General features: G+C 69.6%; 15 protein-coding genes. 7 read left to right on the top strand and 8 right to left on the bottom strand.

Annotated elements, in window-relative coordinates:
- Nucleotides 1-60 precede the first annotated feature (60 nt).
- Nucleotides 61-951, top strand: coding sequence for a polyphosphate kinase 2 (ppk2, locus tag BR31_RS0112295; protein WP_027501232.1), 891 nt, complete (start codon nucleotides 61-63; stop codon nucleotides 949-951).
- A 113-nt stretch (nucleotides 952-1,064) separates the two neighbouring features.
- The gene (locus BR31_RS0112290; RefSeq protein WP_027501231.1) at nucleotides 1,065-2,411 is read left to right on the top strand and encodes an anaerobic C4-dicarboxylate transporter; all 1,347 of its coding nucleotides are present in this window, start codon (nucleotides 1,065-1,067) and stop codon (nucleotides 2,409-2,411) included.
- A gap of 10 nt (nucleotides 2,412-2,421) precedes the next feature.
- Here BR31_RS0112290 and BR31_RS0112285 read toward each other — a convergent pair whose 3' ends face one another.
- Nucleotides 2,422-3,534, bottom strand: a complete 1,113-nt coding sequence (locus BR31_RS0112285) for an N-formylglutamate amidohydrolase (RefSeq protein WP_027501230.1) — start codon at nucleotides 3,532-3,534, stop codon at nucleotides 2,422-2,424.
- Nucleotides 3,535-3,579: 45 nt separating this feature from the next.
- On the opposite strand from BR31_RS0112285, the gene BR31_RS0112280 reads away from it, so the two are divergent.
- Both BR31_RS0112280 and BR31_RS28375 read left to right on the top strand, forming a co-directional pair.
- Entirely contained in the window at nucleotides 3,580-4,413 is an 834-nt protein-coding gene (locus tag BR31_RS0112280; RefSeq protein WP_027501229.1) for an alpha/beta hydrolase family protein, read from the top strand.
- Between the two features lie 147 nt (nucleotides 4,414-4,560).
- Nucleotides 4,561-6,966 (top strand): serine/threonine-protein kinase, encoded by a 2,406-nt coding sequence (locus BR31_RS28375; RefSeq protein WP_081830434.1) that lies wholly within the window; start codon nucleotides 4,561-4,563, stop codon nucleotides 6,964-6,966.
- Here the strand turns inward: BR31_RS28375 and BR31_RS0112270 are convergent.
- A complete protein-coding gene (locus tag BR31_RS0112270) occupies nucleotides 6,935-8,965 on the bottom strand; it encodes a prolyl oligopeptidase family serine peptidase (protein ID WP_027501228.1) in 2,031 nt (676 codons plus the stop codon). The genes BR31_RS28375 and BR31_RS0112270 overlap by 32 nt on opposite strands.
- Before the next feature lie 122 nt (nucleotides 8,966-9,087).
- On the opposite strand from BR31_RS0112270, the gene BR31_RS0112265 reads away from it, so the two are divergent.
- Nucleotides 9,088-10,149, top strand: coding sequence for an alpha/beta hydrolase (locus BR31_RS0112265; protein WP_037176423.1), 1,062 nt, complete (start codon nucleotides 9,088-9,090; stop codon nucleotides 10,147-10,149).
- A 103-nt stretch (nucleotides 10,150-10,252) separates the two neighbouring features.
- On the opposite strand, the gene BR31_RS0112260 is transcribed toward BR31_RS0112265, so the two are convergent.
- On the bottom strand, nucleotides 10,253-11,278 hold the full coding sequence (locus BR31_RS0112260; RefSeq protein WP_027501226.1) for an alpha/beta hydrolase: 1,026 nt from the start codon (nucleotides 11,276-11,278) through the stop codon (nucleotides 10,253-10,255).
- 252 nt (nucleotides 11,279-11,530) lie between these two features.
- Between BR31_RS0112260 and lpdA the strand changes: the two genes are divergently transcribed.
- Complete coding sequence (gene lpdA / locus BR31_RS0112255; protein ID WP_027501225.1) at nucleotides 11,531-12,937, top strand: dihydrolipoyl dehydrogenase; 1,407 nt, start codon at nucleotides 11,531-11,533, stop codon at nucleotides 12,935-12,937.
- Nucleotides 12,938-13,007: 70 nt separating this feature from the next.
- Here the strand turns inward: lpdA and BR31_RS0112250 are convergent, their stop codons facing one another.
- Entirely contained in the window at nucleotides 13,008-13,406 is a 399-nt protein-coding gene (locus BR31_RS0112250) for a winged helix-turn-helix transcriptional regulator (RefSeq protein WP_027501224.1), read from the bottom strand.
- Between the two features lie 135 nt (nucleotides 13,407-13,541).
- Here BR31_RS0112250 and BR31_RS0112245 point away from each other — a divergent pair, with 135 nt between their 5' ends.
- Complete coding sequence (locus BR31_RS0112245; RefSeq protein ID WP_027501223.1) at nucleotides 13,542-14,396, top strand: SDR family oxidoreductase; 855 nt, start codon at nucleotides 13,542-13,544, stop codon at nucleotides 14,394-14,396.
- 68 nt (nucleotides 14,397-14,464) lie between these two features.
- Here BR31_RS0112245 and BR31_RS0112240 read toward each other — a convergent pair whose 3' ends face one another.
- The 4 genes from BR31_RS0112240 to BR31_RS0112225 all read right to left on the bottom strand — a co-directional run bounded on the left by BR31_RS0112240 (nucleotide 14,465) and on the right by BR31_RS0112225 (nucleotide 18,522).
- Nucleotides 14,465-16,081: an MFS transporter gene (locus tag BR31_RS0112240; protein ID WP_027501222.1), complete on the bottom strand. Its 1,617-nt coding sequence runs from the start codon at nucleotides 16,079-16,081 to the stop codon at nucleotides 14,465-14,467.
- A 167-nt stretch (nucleotides 16,082-16,248) separates the two neighbouring features.
- A complete protein-coding gene (locus BR31_RS0112235) occupies nucleotides 16,249-16,788 on the bottom strand; it encodes a carboxymuconolactone decarboxylase family protein (RefSeq protein ID WP_027501221.1) in 540 nt (179 codons plus the stop codon).
- On the bottom strand, nucleotides 16,785-17,666 hold the full coding sequence (locus BR31_RS0112230; RefSeq protein ID WP_027501220.1) for an SDR family NAD(P)-dependent oxidoreductase: 882 nt from the start codon (nucleotides 17,664-17,666) through the stop codon (nucleotides 16,785-16,787). Before BR31_RS0112230 ends, BR31_RS0112235 begins: the two co-directional genes overlap by 4 nt.
- 196 nt (nucleotides 17,667-17,862) lie before the next feature.
- The gene (locus BR31_RS0112225; protein ID WP_231496461.1) at nucleotides 17,863-18,522 is read right to left on the bottom strand and encodes a GntR family transcriptional regulator; all 660 of its coding nucleotides are present in this window, start codon (nucleotides 18,520-18,522) and stop codon (nucleotides 17,863-17,865) included.
- Nucleotides 18,523-18,524: the final 2 nt, after the last annotated feature.

Below are 18,524 nucleotides of genomic sequence, written 5' to 3'. Positions count from 1 at the left end.
CGGTGAAAGCGTTCACCCGGGCGACACCGGGCCGACGAGCGCGGCGGTTACCGTCCGCGGATGACCGAATTCGACCACTCAGTGGATCTCGCCGACACCTCCGCGTTCACGGTCCTGGACGACGATGACGACGACCCGATCCTGGTCGGCACGGCGGACGGTCGGGCCGTCGACACCTGGCGCGAGGGGTATCCGTATGCGGAGCGGATGGAGCGCGCCGAGTACGAGATGGCCAAGCGACTGCTGCAGATCGAGCTGCTCAAACTGCAGAACTGGTCCAAGGCGACCGGGCGCAGACACGTGATCGTGTTCGAGGGTCGGGATGCGGCGGGCAAGGGCGGCACCATCAAGCGGTTCACCGAACACCTGAACCCGAGGGGCGCGCGGGTGGTGGCCCTCGAGAAGCCGTCCGCCCGCGAACAGGGCCAGTGGTACTTCCAGCGGTACGTCGAGCACCTGCCCGCTGCCGGGGAGCTCGTCCTCTTCGACCGCTCCTGGTACAACCGGGCGGGTGTCGAACGGGTGATGGGCTTCTGCAACGACGACCAGCACGCGCGCTTCCTGCGCCAGGCCCCGCTCTTCGAACAGATGCTCGTCGACGAGGGGATCAGCCTGACCAAGCTGTGGTTCTCGGTGTCAAGGAACGAGCAGCGCACCCGGTTCGCGATCAGGCAGGTGGACCCGGTCCGGCAGTGGAAGCTCTCCCCGATGGACCTTGCGTCGCTGGACAAGTGGGAGTCGTACACGGCCGCCAAGGAGCAGATGATCCGGTTCACCGACACCGACATCGCGCCGTGGACGGTCGTCAAGAGCAACGACAAGAAGCGCGCCAGGATCAACGCCATGCGGCACGTGCTCAGCCGCTTCGACTACGAGAACAGGGACGACGAGGTGGTCGGGACCCCGGATCCGCTCATCGTCTGCCGCGCGCGAGACTCCTTGGGGGACTGACCGGCCCGAGCTCGGCGGAAGGTCCCACCGATTCCGTCGAGCGCGCCGTAGCATCACCGGAACCAATGTTTGACACAACGAATGTTCTCCGTGGATAGGCGAGGTGGACCTGCGTGGATGCGCTGAAGATCGCCCTGGAACTGGTCGTCGTGCTCGGCTGCATCGTGATGGGCACCCGCTCCAGCGGTGTGGCACTTGGCCTGTGGGGCGGCGCGGGTGTGGCGGTGCTGGTCTTCGTGTTCCGGGAGGACGTGGGCAGCCCGCCGGTCGACGCGCTGCTGATCATCCTGTCGGTCGTGCTGGCGTCGTCGATGATGCAGGCGGCGGGCGGCATCGACTGGATGGTGACGATCGCGGCGAAACTGATCTCCAAGCGCCCCAAGCAGATCACGCTGATCGCACCGCTGGTCTCGTTCCTGTTCGCCGTCGGCGCCGGCACCTCGAACATCCTGTACCCGCTGCTGCCGGTCATCTACGACGCGTCGTACCGCAACGGTGTCCGGCCCTCGCGCCCGCTCTCGCTCTCCGTCGTGGCGACCGGCGTGGCCCTGGCCTGTAGCCCGGTCTCGGCGGCGATGGCTGCGATGGTCACCCTGACCGATGTCGAGCCGTACAACTTCGAGCTGATCGACATCATCAAGATCACGCTGCCCGCCGCGATCGTCGGCATCGTGCTGTCCTCGATCGTCGTGAACCGATTGGGCAAGAACATCGACGAGGATCCGGAGATCCAGGCCCGGATCGCGTCCGGCGAGCTCCTCGCGCCCTCGGCCGCATCCGCGAACGGCCCCGGTGCGGTCGAGCTGAAGTCGACCACGCAGGGTCGCAATGCCGCCATCATCTTCCTGCTCGGCGTCGCCGCGATCGTGATCTTCGGTCTGTTCAAGCAGATTCGACCGGAAGCGGCCGACGGCTCGCCGATGGGCATGACCCCGATCATCGAGATGATGATGTTCGTGGTCGGCACGCTGATCCTGCTGGTGTGCCGCCCGAACGTGGCGGAGGTCCCCGGTTCGACGGTGTTCAAGGCGGGCATGGTCTCGGCCATCGCGCTGTTCGGCCTGGCCTGGCTCACCGACACCTTCATCAGCGCCCATCAGGAGCTCATCACCAACACCGTCGGTGACTGGGTCGACGCCGCGCCCTGGATCTTCGCGCTCGGTGTCTTCCTGGTCTGTGTGCTCACCACCAGCCAGTCGACGGCGACCAGGACCATCGTGCCGATCGGCCTGGCGGCGGGGCTCGCTCCCGGGCTGCTCACCGGCATGTGGGCGGGCGCCTTCGCGGGCATCTACCTGTTGCCCACCAACGGATCACAGATCGCGGCCGCCAACTTCGACGAGTCGGGCAGCACCAAGCTCGGCACCAAGCTGGTAGACCACTCGTTCTTCATCCCGACGATCGTGTTGGCGATCACCACCATCGCGGCAGGCATGGTGTTCGGGATCGTCCTGGGCTGACAGCCCTCGGCTATCGGCGGGTCCGGTACCCGTCCCAGCTGGCCTTGCACGCGTGGGCGAGCATGTCCACCCGGTCGGCGTCCGGCTCCGGCCAGCCGACGCCCGGCCGCATCAGTTCCGCGGTGAGGTCGGGGCCGAGCAGGAACTCGCGCCTGAATTCCGCCTGGACCGCGCCGAGCGCCACCCCCGCGGCGGCGGACCGGGGCCCGAGCTCGCGGAATCGTGCACCCGCGGTGATGATCTCGTGGCTGCCCAGGTACGGCTGGTTCAGCATGACGGCGGTCGGGTCGGCCACCTCGAAGCCTGCCCTGTGCGCCTGGGCCAGCGCGCGCACGGCCTGCGGGGCCATGCTCACCGGGTTGTCGCCGCGCGGATCGCCCTGGTCGTCCCCGCGGTTCGACAACGCCACCACGGCGGGCAGTCGGTCGGCCTCGGCCCGCTCGACGTTCACCGCGCCGTCCCTGGTGGTGGTGTGGTTCATCGTGTCGTGGAAGGAGAGCGTGGTGAACTCGACCGGCCCGGTGGACTTCTCGGCGCGCTCGAAGGCGAGCGCCACCATCCGCTCGATGAGGTCGTCGCGGGTCCGCTCGTAGACGTCGAGCCCGCGGGAGGCGACCTCGGCGAAGGTGTCGGCGAGCCGGTGCAGGCCGGCGTCGTCGGCAGGCTCACGCAGCAGCGGGTAGAAGGAGAAGGTCACGGGGCGGATGGCGTCGACCCCGCTCAGGTCGGCCTTGTTTCCTGGGCCTGCGGCGCGGACCCGCGCGAACGCCTCCCGCAGGGTGGCGTACAGGTCCTCGGGGCGTGCGCGATTCGGGTCGCGCACCATCCGGGGGTGCGGGTTCTCCACGTAGACGATGCGGGGGTCGATCTCCGCCCAGCGCCGCACCACCGGGCTGGTGGAGCAGTCGGTGAAGTCGAACTGCAACCGGCGGGTGAACTCGGGCGCGAGGAACTCGCCGAGCTCCTCGGGGATGGCAGCCCCCGAATGTGGGCAGCTGACAAGCAGATCGGCGTCGGCGAGCGCCTGGTCGAGGCTGCGGCGGCCGCGGTCCGCGTAGAAGATCAGGTCGTCCGGGGCGAACACGGTGCCTGCGGGCAGGAACAGCGGATCAGCGGTTGCCATGTCCGAACCCTATCGGCAGGCGCCGCGGCGAGAGAGTATTGGACCGTGGACACCATTCCGATTCAGATGCCCGACGGCACCACCATCGCGGTACGGCTGTTCGCAGGCCGGGAGGCGGCGCCGGTGGTGGTGATCTTCCCTGGGCTCGGCGTGCCGGGCGGGTTCTACGACCCGGTCGCCGAGGCGCTGGTCGCACACGGTTTCAACGCGGCGATCGGTGAGCTCCGCGGACAGGGCGACAGCAGGCCCCGGCCGGGCGCGGACAGCAGCTACGGGTACCAGGAGCTGGCGTCCGTCGACTATCCGGCGACCCTCGAGGTGGTGCGGGAGAGGTTCCCGGACAGCACGCCCTACCTGCTCGGTCACAGCATGGGCGGCCAGCTGGGGGTGATGTACGCGGCAAGGGCAAGGGGCAAGCTCGGTGGGCTGATCCTGGTGGCGTCCGGTTCGCCGTACCACCGCGGGCACGGGATGGTCCGCGGCGCGGCCTTGCTGGCCGGATCGGCGGCGATGTCGGTGACGGCGAACGTCGCCGGGTTCTGGCCGGGGGACCGGTTGGACGTGGGCGGGTTCGGCAGGCAGTCGAAGGTGCTGATCGGGGACTGGTCCAGGTTCGCGCGCACCGGCACCATCGAACCGACGGGAGCCGACATCGACTACGAGGAGAGGATCGGCCGGCTGACCCTGCCGGTGCTGTCGATCTCCATGGAGGACGACGACCTGGCGCCGCGGCAGGCGATCAAGAACCTGGTCGCGAAGATGCCGAAGGCGGACCTGACCACCTGGCATCAGCCGGAGCCGCTGGGCCACAACGGTTGGATCCGCAGCCCGGAGGGCACCGTCGGCCGCATCGTGGAGTGGCTGCACGACCGCGCCTGACCCGCCGAGCGTGCACCTGCCGTCCGTTCCACTCGCGCGATGCACCCGTAACTGCACACTCGGCGGGGATACCCTGGATGTGATCACCGCTTGATGTGATCACCACGACCCGCCCGCACCGTGCGGTCGGCTCGGAACCGATCCGCCATGGATGAACCCGTTCGCCCGAGTGACGCGACGATGGCAAGCGGGCCGCTGACCGAGGTGGCCCCCGATTCCGTCGTGCACGCGAACTCGGCCGTGTCCGGGACCACCGGCACCCGCCCGGAATCGGGGCTCGTCGTCGACACCGGTGTGCGGCGCCTGGTCGCCGACTGGGAGGCGACCAGGTCCCCGTCCGACCTGTCGGACTACCTGCCGGACGCGGCCGCGATCCGGCGGGCGGCACTGATCGACCTGATCATGGTCGATCTCGAGTACCGGTGGTTGCGCGGCGGCCAGCCGAAACGAATCGCCGACTACTGCCGGGAGTTCCCCGAGCTGCTCGCGGAGCCGCTGCCGCCCGAGCTCGTGTACGAGGAATACCGGGTGCGCCGCGCGAGCGGGGCGAACGTCGAGCCGGAGGAGTACACGCGCGGCTTCCCTCAGCAGGCCGACCGGTTCGAATGGCTGCGCGAGCACGATCTGCCGGGACACCGCGGCGCGCCCGACCCGATCGACTTGCCCGAGAGCGCCGAGTTCGCGGTCGGGCAGCAGCTCGACGACTTCGAGTTGTTGGCGGAGCTCGGACGCGGTGCGTTCGCCAGGGTGTTCCTGGCCCGGCAGCTGTCGATGCGGCGGCCGGCGGCGCTGAAGATCTCCCGCAACGTCGGCATCGAGCCACAGACCCTCGCCCAGCTCGACCACCCGTACATCGTCCGGGTCTTCGACCAGCGGCTGTTCGAGGATCGGCAGGTGCGGGTGCTGGTCATGGAGTACGTGTCCGGTGGCACCCTGCTCGACGTGGTCAAGCTCGTCCGCGCGACCGCGCCGGAGCACCGGACCGGTCAGCTCCTGCTGGACTCGATCGACAAGGTCCTCGCGCGCAAGGGGGAGGTCGGGCCGAGCGAGTCGAGCGTGCGCGCCGAGATCGCGACGCTGTCGTGGCCGGAGACCGTGGCGTGGATCGGACTGCGACTGGCCGACGCGCTCGAGTACGCGTGCGCCCACGGTGTGCTCCACCGCGACATCAAGCCGGCCAACGTGCTGCTGAGCGTGGAGGGCGTCCCGAAGCTCGCCGACTTCAACGTCAGCTCCAGCGACAGCGTCGACCCGGCGGGCCGCTCCGGCTTCGTCGGCGGGTCGGTCGCGTACATGGCGCCCGAGCAGTTGGCCGCGGTGTCCCCGGAGTCGGCCGCGAGCGCGGCGCCGGTCGACACCCGCAGCGACATCTACGCGCTCGGGGTGATGCTGTGGGAGTTGCTGACCGGGGTCCGTCCGTTCGAGGATGCCCCCACGGGTGGGTCGCAGGCGTCGCCGGGCGAGGTGCTCGCGATCCGGCGCCGCGGGGTCGATCCCGATGCCAGGGCCCGGCTCCCGGACGACTGCCCGGCCGCCCTGCGCCGCGTCCTGATGACGTCCCTCGCCTTCGATCCCGCCGACCGTTGGTCGAGCGGCCGCAAGCTGGCACGCCAGTTCGCGCTGTGCCTGGATCCCCACGCCCGCGACCTCGTCGATCCGCGTCCGGGGAGTTGGCGGTCGACGCTGTCGCGGTGGTCGCTCCCGATCCTGATCGCCGCGATCGGCATCCCGAACCTGCTGGCCGCGGGCTACAACTACTACTACAACAAGGCGCTGATCATCTCCGGCCTCTCACCCGAGGCCCAGAACCATCTCGAGCAGGTTCACCTGATGGTCGGCGGGCTGGCCTTCCCGCTCGGCGCGTTCCTCATCCTCTACTGGTGCCGGCTCGCGCTGAGCGTCCCGCGCGGCCTGCGGAGGGGGCAGCGGTACGACCCCGAGGTCCTGGCCAGGGCGCGCACCGCGACCCTGAACCTGGGGCACCGGGCCGTCGTGATCGCCTTCGTGCTCTGGGTGGTGGCAGGCGTCGCCTATCCGATCGCCCTGCAGGCCGCGGCGGGCGGCATTCCGCCGCAGGCCTATTCGCACCTGATCGCCTCGCTCGCGGTCTGCGGGGCCGTCGCCGTCGCGTACCCGTTCTTCATCCTCACCTTCTACGCGGTGCGCTGCGTGTACCCGATCCTGTTGTCGCACGGGGAGATCGGCAGCGCCGACGGTACCGATCTACGGGCGCTCGGCCGGATCACCACCCGCTACGTCGCGGTGGCGGCGTCGGTCCCGCTGGTGGGCGTCGCCGGGCTCAGCTTCGTCGGGGCCGAGCCCGGCAACGCGGTCAACGGGACCGTGCGCGCGCTGTGCATCGGTGGCATCATCGCGTTCATCGGTGTGTACCAACTGTTCCGGTGGATCGAGGGCGACCTGCGGGCCCTGACCCGGGTGGTCTCCCTCGGCGGCGCCCGCGGCTACGCCGCCGAGATCGAGGCGCCGGAATCCGTCCAGACGCCCCGACACGTGCGCCCCGTCAGCGCGCCAGCTGTGCCCAGAGGAACGTGAACGTCAGCGCCGTCTTGAACGCCAGCTGGGCGTTGTCGGACGCACCGCCGTGTCCGCCCTCGATGTTCTCGTAGTACCAGGTGCGGTGCCCCTGCTCCTCGAGTCGCGCCGCCATCTTCCTGGCGTGGCCGGGATGCACCCGGTCGTCCCGCGTCGACGTCGCGATCAGGATCGGCGGATACGACGCATCCGCATCGGTGTTCTGGTACGGCGAGTACCGGGAGATGTACTCCCATTCGTCGGGGTCGTCCGGGTCGCCGTACTCGGCCATCCAGGACGCTCCCGCCAGCAGCAGGTGATAGCGGCGCATGTCCAGCAGCGGGACCTGGCAGACGATGGCGCCGAACAGCTCCGGGTAGCGGGTGAGCATCACACCCATCAGCAGCCCGCCGTTGCTGCCACCCTGGGCGCCCAGCTGGGCGGCGGTGGTGATCCCGCGTTCGACGAGGTCCCGCGCGACGGCGGCGAAGTCCTCGAACACCTTGTGCCGTCCCGCCTTCAGTGCCTGCGTGTGCCACTCGGGCCCGTACTCGCCGCCGCCGCGGATGTTGGCGACCACGTAGGTGCCGCCCCGCTCCAGCCAGGCCAGGCCGGTCGCGCCGCTGTACGTCGGGGTCATCGAGTTCTCGAAACCGCCGTAGCCGTACAGCAGGGTCGGTCCAGGGGAGGCGTCCTTCCCGCGCACCACGAAGTAGGGGATCCGGGTGCCGTCCTCGGACACCGCGAAGTGCTGAGTGACCGTGAGCGAGTCCGCGTCGAAGAACGACGGCGCCTGCTTGAGCACCTCGATCTGCTCGCCGACGGTGCCGTGCAGCAGCGTCGCGGGTGTGAGGTACCCGCTCGAGTTGAGGAAGAACTCGTCGCCCTCGACCGGATCCACGTCGAGCACGTCGGTGGTGGTGAGCGCGGAGATCCCCTCGAGGGGCAGGTCCGTCCAGCCGCCGGGGCCCGGCGTCCGCACCCGCAGGCGGGTCTGCACGTCGGACAGCGTCACCAGCAGCAGGTGGTTGCGGGTCCACACGTACTGCTCGAGCGAGGTGTGGGCGTCGGGCGCGAAGAGCACGGTCAGGTCGCGAGATCCGGCGAGGTAGTCCTCGTACCTGGCGGCCAGCAGGGTGCCGGCCGGGTACTCGTGCCCGGCGACGGACCAGGCGGACCTGGTGCGGATCAGCAGCCATTCCCGATGCACGGAGACGCCGGCGTCCTCGGGCGTCTCGATCCGCACCAGGGTGCCGTCCTCCATCAGCTGGAAACGCCTGGAGTTGTAGAAGTCGATGGACCGCTCGACGAAACTGCGCTCGAACCCGGGGGTGCGGTCGTACCAGGCGGACACCGCGACGTCGGTCTGCTCGCCCTCGAACACGGTGACGGCCTCGGCGATGTCGGTGCCGCGGGTCCAGCGCTTGGCGACCCTCGGGTAGCCGGAATCGGTGAGCGAGCCGGGTCCGAGGTCGGTGCCGACGTACACCGTGTCCACGTCGATCCAGCTGATGTCGGTCTTGGCCTCCGGCAGGAAGAAGCCGCCGTCGGACGGTTCGACGAAGCGGCGTCGCTCCAGATCGAATTCGCGGGTCACCGTGGCGTCGGCGCCGCCCCTCGACAGGCTGACCAGCGCGCGCTCCTGGCCGGGGCGCAGCACCTGCGCGCCGGACCACACCCAGTTCTCGCCGTCGCGCTCGGCGAGCTCGTCCACGTCGACCAGCACGTCCCAGTCCGGGGCGTCGGTGCGGTACTCGGCCATCGTCGTCCGTCGCCAGAGGCCGCGGACGTGCGCGGAGTCGCGCCAGAAGTTGTAGAGGTACTTGCCGCGCAGCCGGACGTACGGGATGCGGGCATCGGTGTCGAACACCGCCCGGATCCGACCCTGCAGGTCCTCGAACCCGGCGTTCTCGGTGAATTGGCCGGTGGTGCGGTCGTTGCGTTCGCGCACCCAGTCCAGCGCGGGCTCGGCGGTGACGTCCTCGAGCCAGAGGTAGGGGTCGTGCAGGTCGGAAGCCATTGTTCATTGATACCCCGGACCGGGAAACCGCGCTGGTATGGCATCCCCGCGGGTGGTAAGAATGACCTCCGGTGTCGACCGGCACAGACCGCGGCCGCGGCCGAGACGAGAGAGTCACAACCATGCCACCCGCTGCACATCTGCGTTCCCCACGAGCGTGGCAATCGCTCGCCACCGTGGTCCTGGCGGCCGCCGTCCCGATGGCGAGCACCGGCTTCGTCGCGACAGCGGGGGCGCCAGCACCGGCACCGGCCGCGCAGCGGCCGGACAACGCCTCACGCCTGGTGTCCGACGTCGCCGGCCCCGGCCAGAAGCGATCCATCTCGGTGTATTCCGCGTCGATGGACAAGGAGATCCCGCTCGACGTGCTCCGTCCGAAGGACACCAGCACCCCGGCGCCGACGCTCTACCTGCTCAACGGCACCGGTGGGGGCACCGGCAAGGTCACCTGGGAGCAGCAGACGGACATCGCGGAGTTCTTCGCGGACAAGCACGTCAACGTGGTCACGCCGCAGGCCGGATTCGCGTCCTACTACACCGATTGGCTCAAGGACGACCCGGTTCTCGGGCGCAACAAGTGGACCACCTTCCTGACCAAGGAACTCCCGCCGATCATCGATGCGCATTTCGGCGCGAACGGGGAGAACGCGATCACGGGGATGTCGATGTCCGGGACCTCCGTGCTCAGTCTCGCGATCTCGGCGCCCGGTCTCTACAACAGCGTCGCCTCCTTCAGCGGATGCGCGATGACGAGCGATCCGGTCGGCCAGCGGTACGTCGAGCTGGTGGTGGAGAACCGGGGCAAGGGCAATTCCGAGAACATGTGGGGGCCGAAGTCCGGGCAGGGTTGGAAGGACAACGACCCGTTCGTCAACGCGGAGAAGCTCAGGGGCGTGCCGATGTACATCGCCAGCCGCACCGGTGCACCCGGGCAGTACGACACGTTCGACAATCCCCGGGTCGAGGGCAGCCCCGTGGTGCTCGCGAACCAGATCGTCGTCGGTGGGGTCATCGAGGCCGCGACGAACGAGTGCACCCACAGGTTGGCCGACCGTCTCGACGCGCTCGGCATCCCGGCGACCTTCGCGTTCGAGCCCACCGGATCGCACTCGTGGGGCTACTGGCAGGACGATCTCCACAAGGCCTGGCCGATGCTCGCGCGGTCGATGAACCTCGAGCCGTAGCACCTGCGCGACCCGCCGTCACGACGGCGACCACCGAGACGACGAGAGCGGCCCCGCCCCTGGAATCCAGGGGCGGGGCCGATTTGCGTTGGTCGAGCGAGACCTACAGGCCGATGGACTGGGCGAGCATCGGCCACGACTCGTGCAGGTCGTCCTGCCAGTAGCCCCAGGAGTGGGTGCCCGCGGGACGGAAGTCGAAGGTCGCCGGGATGCCCAGCTGGCCGAGCCGGCCCTGGAGGTTGTGCGTGCACTGGTTGACCGCGGCCTCGATCATGCCGCCGACGATCACCTGGTTGGCCAGCGTGTCGACCCTGCCGTTGAGGGCCGGGTTCGCCAGGTTGTCGTGGTCGCCGGGCAGGCCGGTCGAGGAGGAGATGAACAGCTTGATGCCGCGCAGCTTCTCGGCGTTGACGACCGGATCGTTCTCGGGCCAGCCGGGGCCGTCGTACGGACCCCACATGTTGGTCGCCTTGGCGCCGCCGCGGGACTCGACGACCGTGCGGACGTAGAACTTGCCTGCGTCGGTGCTGGTCTCCGCGCAGCCGCTGTAGGCGCCGACGCTCTGGTACAGCTTCGGGGCCGCGATCGCCAGGTTGAGCACCGAGGTGCCCGCCATCGAGATGCCTGCGATCGAGTTGACGCCGGTGGTGTCGAAGGCGCCGTCGATGATCGGCGGCAGTTCCTTGGTCAGGAAGGTGGTCCACTTGTTGCGGCCCAGCTTGGGGTCGTCCTGCTGCCAGTCGGTGTAGTAGCTGAAGGCGCCGCCGATCGGGGTGACCACGTTGACGTTCTTGTCGGCGAAGAAGTCCATGACGTCGGTCTGCTTCTGCCAGGTGGCGCGGTCCTCGCCGCCGCCCGCGCCGTTGAGCAGGTACAGGGTCGGGCGGGGTGCGCTGGTGTCGGCGGGGGTGATCACCTCGACCGGGATCACCTGGTCCATCGCCGCCGAGTACACGTACGCGGTCACCTTGCGGTCGGAGTTCTTCTCGATCCGCTCGAGCCTCGATCCGGCATCCGATGCCGCGGCGGCTGGCGCCGCGGGCGCGAGGGCGGGGCTCACCAGCATGGGCAGCACGGCGAGCGCGACCGCCGCCGCGACGAGTCGGCCGCGGGATGTCTGAGGACGCATGCGAGAAACCTTCACTGTTGATTCGTCGGTTCACCGGTCCCTGGCGTTACGGGATTCGGGCAAAACCGACATCGCTGACCGGGCCACGTCGAACGGGGCTTTCTTCTTTGTACCCGACCGCTCCGGCCGGGAGCCACCGCGTCGAGTGAATTCGCTGGTGGAACGGATTTCGGGCGCCGACGCTCGATGCTACCGGCGGGTAACCGGACCATGGCGGGACAGCGAATCGCCGCGGGTCTACCCTGAGCAATCGTGACCTCACACTATGACGTCGTTGTTCTCGGGGCCGGTCCCGGTGGGTACGTCGCTGCTATCCGCGCGGCACAACTCGGACTGAAAACCGCCATCATCGAAGAGAAGTACTGGGGCGGTGTCTGCCTGAACGTGGGCTGCATCCCCTCCAAGGCGCTGCTCCGCAACGCGGAACTCGCCCATATCTTCCACAACGAGGCCAAGACCTTTGGCATCTCGGGAGATGTGAGCTTCGACTTCGGGGCCGCCTTCACGCGCAGCCGCTCGGTCGCGGACGGCCGCGTCAAGGGCGTGCACTTCCTGATGAAGAAGAACAAGATCACCGAGTACGACGGTCGTGGCACCTTCACCGACGCCAAGACCATCTCGGTGGCCAAGTCCGACGGGACCACCGAGACCGTCACGTTCGACAACGTCATCATCGCGACCGGCACCACCACCCGGATGCTGCCCGGCACCGCCGTCAGCGCGAACGTGGTGACCTACGAGGAGCAGATCCTCACCAGCGAGCTGCCCGGCTCGATCCTCATCGTCGGCGCAGGCGCGATCGGCATGGAGTTCGCCTACGTCCTGCACAACTACGGCGTGAAGGTGACGATCGTCGAGTTCCTCGACCGCGCGCTGCCGATGGAGGACGCGGACGTCTCCAAGGAGATCACGAAGCGGTACAAGAAGTACGGCATCGAGATCAAGACCTCGACCGGCGTGCAGTCGGTCACCGACAACGGCGCCGCAGGCGTCACCGTCACCATGGCCAAGAACGGCAGCGACCAGGTCGAGACCGTCGTGGTGGACAAGGTGCTGCAGGCGATCGGCTTCGCGCCGAACGTCACCGGCTACGGCCTCGAGAGCACCGGTGTCGCGCTCACCGACCGCGGCGCCATCGCCATCGACGAGCGGATGCGCACCAACGTGCCCGGCATCTACGCCATCGGTGACGTCACCGCGAAGCTGCAGCTCGCCCACGTCGCCGAGGCGCAGGGTGTCGTCGCGGCCGAGACCATCGGCAACGCCGAGACCCTCGAGCTGGGCGACTACCGGATGATGCCGCGCGCCACCTTCTGCCAGCCGCAGGTCGCGAGCTTCGGTCTCACCGAGGAGCAGGCCAAGGCGGAGGGGTATGACGTCAAGGTCGCGACCTTCCCGTTCACCGCGAACGGCAAGGCGCACGGCCTGGCCGACCCGTACGGCTTCGTCAAGCTCATCGCCGACACCAAGTACGGCGAGCTGCTCGGCGGCCACCTGATCGGCCCGGACGTGTCCGAGTTGCTGCCCGAGCTGACCCTCGCCCAGAAGTGGGACCTGACGGTCAACGAGCTCGCGCGCAACGTGCACACGCACCCGACGCTGAGCGAGGCCCTGCAGGAGGCCATCCACGGCCTCGCGGGACACATGATCAACTTCTGACACCAGCTCCGAGAAGGGGGCGTTCGGCCGTGTGCCGGACGCCCCCTTTGTCGTTTCGGGCGGAGCCGCCTCAGCGGGCGTCGTAGTCCGCCTGCGCCTCGGTGATCGTCGGCATCCGGGTTTCGACCAGGTGGATCAGGCTGGTCAGCTGCGCCGCCACCTCGGCGCCGAGGTCGGTAAGGCTGTACTCGACCTTCGGGGGGATGGTCTCGAGGACCTCGCGGAGCACCAGGCCGTCCCGCTCGAGCGCCTGCAGCGTCTGGGAGAGCATCCGCTCGCTGACCCCGTCCACGCGTCGCCGCAGCGCGCTGAAGCGGAACGGGCCCTCGGCCAGTGCCGCAAGGGCGAGCGTGCCCCACCGTCCGGTGATGTCCTGGAGGACCGGGCGCGACGTGCAGCCGCGGGCGAACACGTCGGATTCCAGGCTCGGGTCCGCGTCGGCCGGGCGCGGCAGGTCGGGGGCGGTCATGGGCGCCAGGTTACTACCCGCCGATACCGCAGCGCTAACTCTATAGGTTGCACTTACGAATAATTAGTGCATGATGGAGCCGGACGGTTTGTTTGAAGCGTCAACTCAACTGACTCGCGACACCTAGGAGTGCACATGACCATCGCCATCACCGGTGCCACCGGACACCTCGGCCGCCTCGTCGTCGAATCGCTGCTGGCGCGCGGTGCCGAGGCGGGCGACCTGGTCGCCGTGGTCCGCGACCCGGCCAAGGCCGCCGACCTCGCGGCGCAGGGTGTGCAGGTGCGCGCGGCCGACTACGCGGACCGCCCTGCGCTCGAGTCGGCGCTCGCAGGCGTCGACAAGCTGCTGCTGATCTCGGGCAGCGAGATCGGCGGGCGGATACCGCAGCACACCAACATCATCGAGGCGGCCAAATCCGCGGGCGTGGCGTTCGTCGCCTACACCTCCGTGCTCGACGCCGCGAACAGCGCGCTGATCCTGGCGCAGGAGCACAAGGCCACCGAGGAGCTGCTGGCCGCGTCCGGCATCGACCACGCCCTGCTGCGCAACGGCTGGTACTGGGAGAACTACACCAACGACCTGGCGGGCACCGTCGAGCGTGGCGTGCTGGCCGGCGCGGCTGGCGCGGGCCGGGTGGCCGCCGCGGCGAGGGCCGATTACGCCGAGGCGGCCGCGGCTGTGCTGCTCGCGGACGGTCAGGCGGGCCGGGTCTACGAACTCGGGGGCGACCAGCGCCTGACGTACAGCGAACTGGCACAGCAGATCTCGGAGGTTGCGGGTGCGCCGGTCGAGTACCAGGACCTCACCCAGGAGCAGTACCAGTCGATCCTCGAGGGCGCCGGGCTGCCCGCCCCGATCGCGGCGATGCTCGCGGACTCCGACACCGGCGTGAAGACGGGTGCGCTCGACACCACGAGCGGCGACTTGCAGACCCTGATCGGCCGCTCGTCCACCCCGGTGGCGGAGGTCCTTCGCGCGGCCCTCTAGGCGCTCCGCGCCCGTGAGTCCTTCTGGCCCCCATGCGGACCAGAAGGACTCACAGGCGGCGCAGCCGCCTAGTGCATCCCGACCGGTGCCTCGTCGGGCAGGTCGCCCTTCTTCGCGCGGACCAGCACGACGACCAGCGGTGTGATCACCGCGATCAGCGCCGCGGCCCAGCCGAAGACGTGCGCGTAGCCGGAGACCTCGGCGGTGAACGCGTGCTCCTTGAGCGCGCCGATGAACTCCTGCACCGGGGCGGGCAGCGCCGCCAGTTCCTCCGCGGTCGGCGGCACAGCGGTGGCCAGGTCCGCCGGGATCGCGCTCGCCGGGACGCCCGCGGGCGGGGTCGGGGCGGCGTTGGCCGAGCCCCACGCCGACTTCGCGGAGACGTAGATCGTGGTGAACAGCGCGGTGCCAAGCGCCCCGCCGATCTGGATGGTGGCGTTGGCCAGCGCGCTCGCCGCGCCCGCGTCGTGATCCTCGACGCCGATCAGCGACAGGTTCTGCATCGGCACCATCAGCAGGCCGAGGCCGAACCCGAACGTGGCAAGGCCGGGGAGCACGTGCGTCCAGTACGAGCTGTCCACCCCGATCTGCGTCAGCAGCGCCAGCCCGACGGCGGCGACCAGCGGCCCGACGACCATCAGCGGCTTCGGCCCGATCTTGGTGCTCAGCTGGGCCGAGATGCCCGCCGCCATCACGATGAAGATCGCCATCGGCAGCGAGCCGAAGCCGGCGGCCACCGGGCTGAAGCCGAGCACGATCTGCAGGTAGAAGGTCAGGTACAGGGTGCCGCCGAGCAGGGCGGAGCCCACTAGCATGGAGCCGATGAACGAGGCGCCGCGGTCGCGGTGCCACGGCACCGACAGCGGCAGCAGCGGGTTCGTCGAGCGCTTCTCGACCAGGACGAACAGCGCGAGCGCGATCAGCCCGAGGCCGATGAAGCCGACGGTCTGCGCCCCGGCCCAGCCGTGCTTCTCCGCCTGGGTGAAGCCGTAGACGAGGGAGCCGAGCCCGATCGCGATGAGCACGGTGCCGGGGATGTCGTAACTGGTGTCGCCGTGCGCCCTGGTCTCCCGGACGATCGGCGCGGTGAGCGCGATCGCGAAGATCGCGACGGGGATGTTCACCAGCAGGCACCAGCGCCAGTCGACGTACTGGGTGAGGAAGCCGCCGAGCAGCAGGCCGATGGCGGCGCCGCCGCCGGAGATCGCGCCGAACACGGCGAAGGCCTTGGCCCGTTCCTTCTCGCCGATGAACGTGGTGGTGAGGATCGCCAGCGCGGCCGGGGCGAGCAGCGCCGCGAACACGCCCTGCAGGGCGCGGGCGGTGAACAGCTGCATGCCGTTCTGGGCGAAGCCGCCGATCGCGGATGCGGCGGCGAAGCCTGCCATGCCGACCATGAACGAACGCTTGCGTCCCCAGTAGTCGGCGACGCGGCCGCCGAGCAGCAGCAGCGCGCCGAACGCGAGCGCGTACGCGGTGACCACCCATTGACGGTCGGAGTCGCTGATGCCCAGCTCGACCTGGGCGTCGGGCAGTGCGATCGAGACGATGGTGCCGTCGAGGACCACCGTGAGCTGTGCGAGGGCGACGATGCACAGCACCAGCCAGCGCCGTTCGTGGTTCGGATTCTCGGTGATCGCGGATCCCGCGAGGCCGCCGTGGAGGTCCCGTGTGTCAGTGGACATGCTGAATTCCTGCCGTCGGGAGGCACGGACTCGCGTCACGGCCCAAGAGGCCGGACGCTACCGACGGGCGCGGCCGACGGTCAATCAAAACGGCTGGTCGGGTTGCCCTCGTCACATCGGGGCCGTCCCGGCTTGCCGTGGGCGAGCGCATGTGAGCACGGCGGGGTCTATCGGCGGAAGGTGTCCCGGTCCAGCCGCAGCGTGCCGATCGTGGTGGCGAGCATGTCGTACTGGCCGACGAGCAGCAGGAATTCGATCATCCGGCGCTCGTCGAGGTGCGCGGCCAGCGCCGACCAGTGCGCGTCGTCGAGGTCCTTCGTGGCGACAAGCGTGTCGACCGCCGCCAGCATCGCCCGGTGCCGATCGCTCCAGCCGGGTGCCTCCGGCCCGGCCAGCACCCGCTCGAGCAGATCGGGGGTCACCCCGGCTCGCCTGCCCAGTCGGATGTGGTGGTCCATCTCGTAGTCGCAGCCGCGCAGGTGCGCGACGCGCAGGATGATCAGCTCGGTCTCGTGCCGGGAGATCCGGCCGCCCGGCATCAGTCCCGCGCCGAAGTGCAGCCAGCCGCGGAAGGTGCCCTTGGTGCGGCCGAGCGTGCTGAACAGCTGTGCGTCGGGGGTGCCCGAGACCGTCGACAGCACCCGCCACACCACCCAGTTGATCGGCCCGAGCTGGCGCAGGCCGCCCGGGGTGATCCGCGCGCTCATCGGGCGCTGTCCGAGAGACGGAGCGGCAGCTCGGGTTGCACGGTGGTGTACCTGGTGTGCTCGGTCCGAGCGATGGCCAGCGCCTGTGCCATGTGTGGCTGCGGCCGGAGCTCGACGATCCGCTGCGCCGCCATCCGGCAGTGCAGCAGCCCGCCGACCCAGCCCGGTGCGTAGATCCGCTTGCGGCGCCGCGCGATTCCCTTCTCGAAGGCGGTGATCGCGACCTCGAGCGGGGACATCGCGGTGAACATGCCCGACCACTTGATCTTGTCCGCTGCGGCCGTGTCGAAGCCGATCGAGATCATGTCGGTGTCGATCTCGCCGAGGTATCCGACGCCGACGCGGGTGCCGAGGTGGCGCATCTCCACCCGCAGTGTGTTGCCGAGCGCCTCCGCCGCTGCCGCCGTCGCGCTGTACGCCCCGAGCAGGGGGAGCTGCGCCCCGACGGCCCCGGAGGTGATGATCAGCGCGTACCCGTCGGGGTGGCCGATGTGCTCGCCCGCCGCGCGCAGGGTGTAGTAGGTGCCCATCAGGTTGACGTCGACGATGCGCTGCATGACCGCCGGGTCGCCGCCGAGCATCGGCAGCTGTGCCCCGACACCCGCGTTGGCGATCACCACGTCGAGCCCGCCCAGTTCGTCGACGATCCCCGCGACGGCCGCGTCGACCTGGGTGTGGTCGCGAACGTCGCAGTAGCGCCATGGGGCGTTCCCGCACGCCGTCGCCACCTGCTCGAGCAGTTCACGCTCGAGCCCGAGCAGGCCGACCTTCGCGCCGTGGGCGTGCAGCCGCTTGGCCAGGGCGGCCCCGATGCTCCTGGCCGCGCCGGTGATCAGGACGCGGCGCCCAGCCAGCCCCTCCTCGAGACTTCTTGCCATCGCGTTCCACACCCTCTGTGTCCTTACTCAACGGTAGGAAAAAACGCTACACCGGACGCCCCCGGGCGCGGCGCACATTCGCGGTCCGGCGGGCCCCGTCGAGCGTGCACCTATGGGGGCATCGCCCGGGAGCGGGCGACATTCCCCCAAGCACTTCGTGCAGGGAGGTGCCCCCAGGTGCACACTCGGCGGACGGCTACTCGCGGATCGCGCGGGCCATCGCGGAGCTGGCCACCGCCTGGCCGGTGCGCTCGACGACCAGGTCCCTCGACCGGAGCAGGTGCAGGTGCAGCTCCTCGGCCGCGGGCCCCAGATCCCCTGCGAGCAGGCCGCGGACGATCTTCAGGTGCGAGTCGATGGTGGCGCGGACGCGTTCGGGGGTCCACGGGTCGAGCTGCCGCACCGGGCGCAGCTTGCTGTGCACCGAGTTCAGTGCCTCCGTCAGCGCCGGATTGCCCGAGGCCTGCAGCAGCGCGGCGTGGAAGGCCTCGTCGCTCGCGATGAAGTCCGGGCCGGGCGCGGGCGGCTCCGCTCGCATCCGGATCCAGCGCTCGAGCTCGGGGCGCAGGATGTCCTGCGCGTGTTCGAGCCTGCGGTCCTCGATGACCCGGTCGATGCCCCTCAGCTCGACGGTCATCCGGAGCTCGTACAGGCCGTGCAGGTCCTCGAACCGCGGCCGGTAGGGGAACAGCCCGCCGTCAACGCGGGCGACGAGCTCCTCCGACAGCAACCTGGCCAGCGCCTCCCGCACCGGGGTGCGGGAGACGCCGTACAGCTCGGCGAGGCGCTCCTCGCCCAGCCGGTCGAGCGGGCTGAACCGTCCGCGGACCAGGTCATCGCGAAGCGCCCGGTACACCT

This window comes from Rhodococcus sp. UNC363MFTsu5.1 (genome assembly GCF_000686785.1).
GTDB classification, from domain to species: Bacteria; Actinomycetota; Actinomycetes; order Mycobacteriales; family Mycobacteriaceae; genus Rhodococcus_G; species Rhodococcus_G maanshanensis.
The sequence above is the reverse complement of the archived record's forward strand: the minus strand, read 5'-3'. Positions and strand labels throughout refer to the sequence as shown.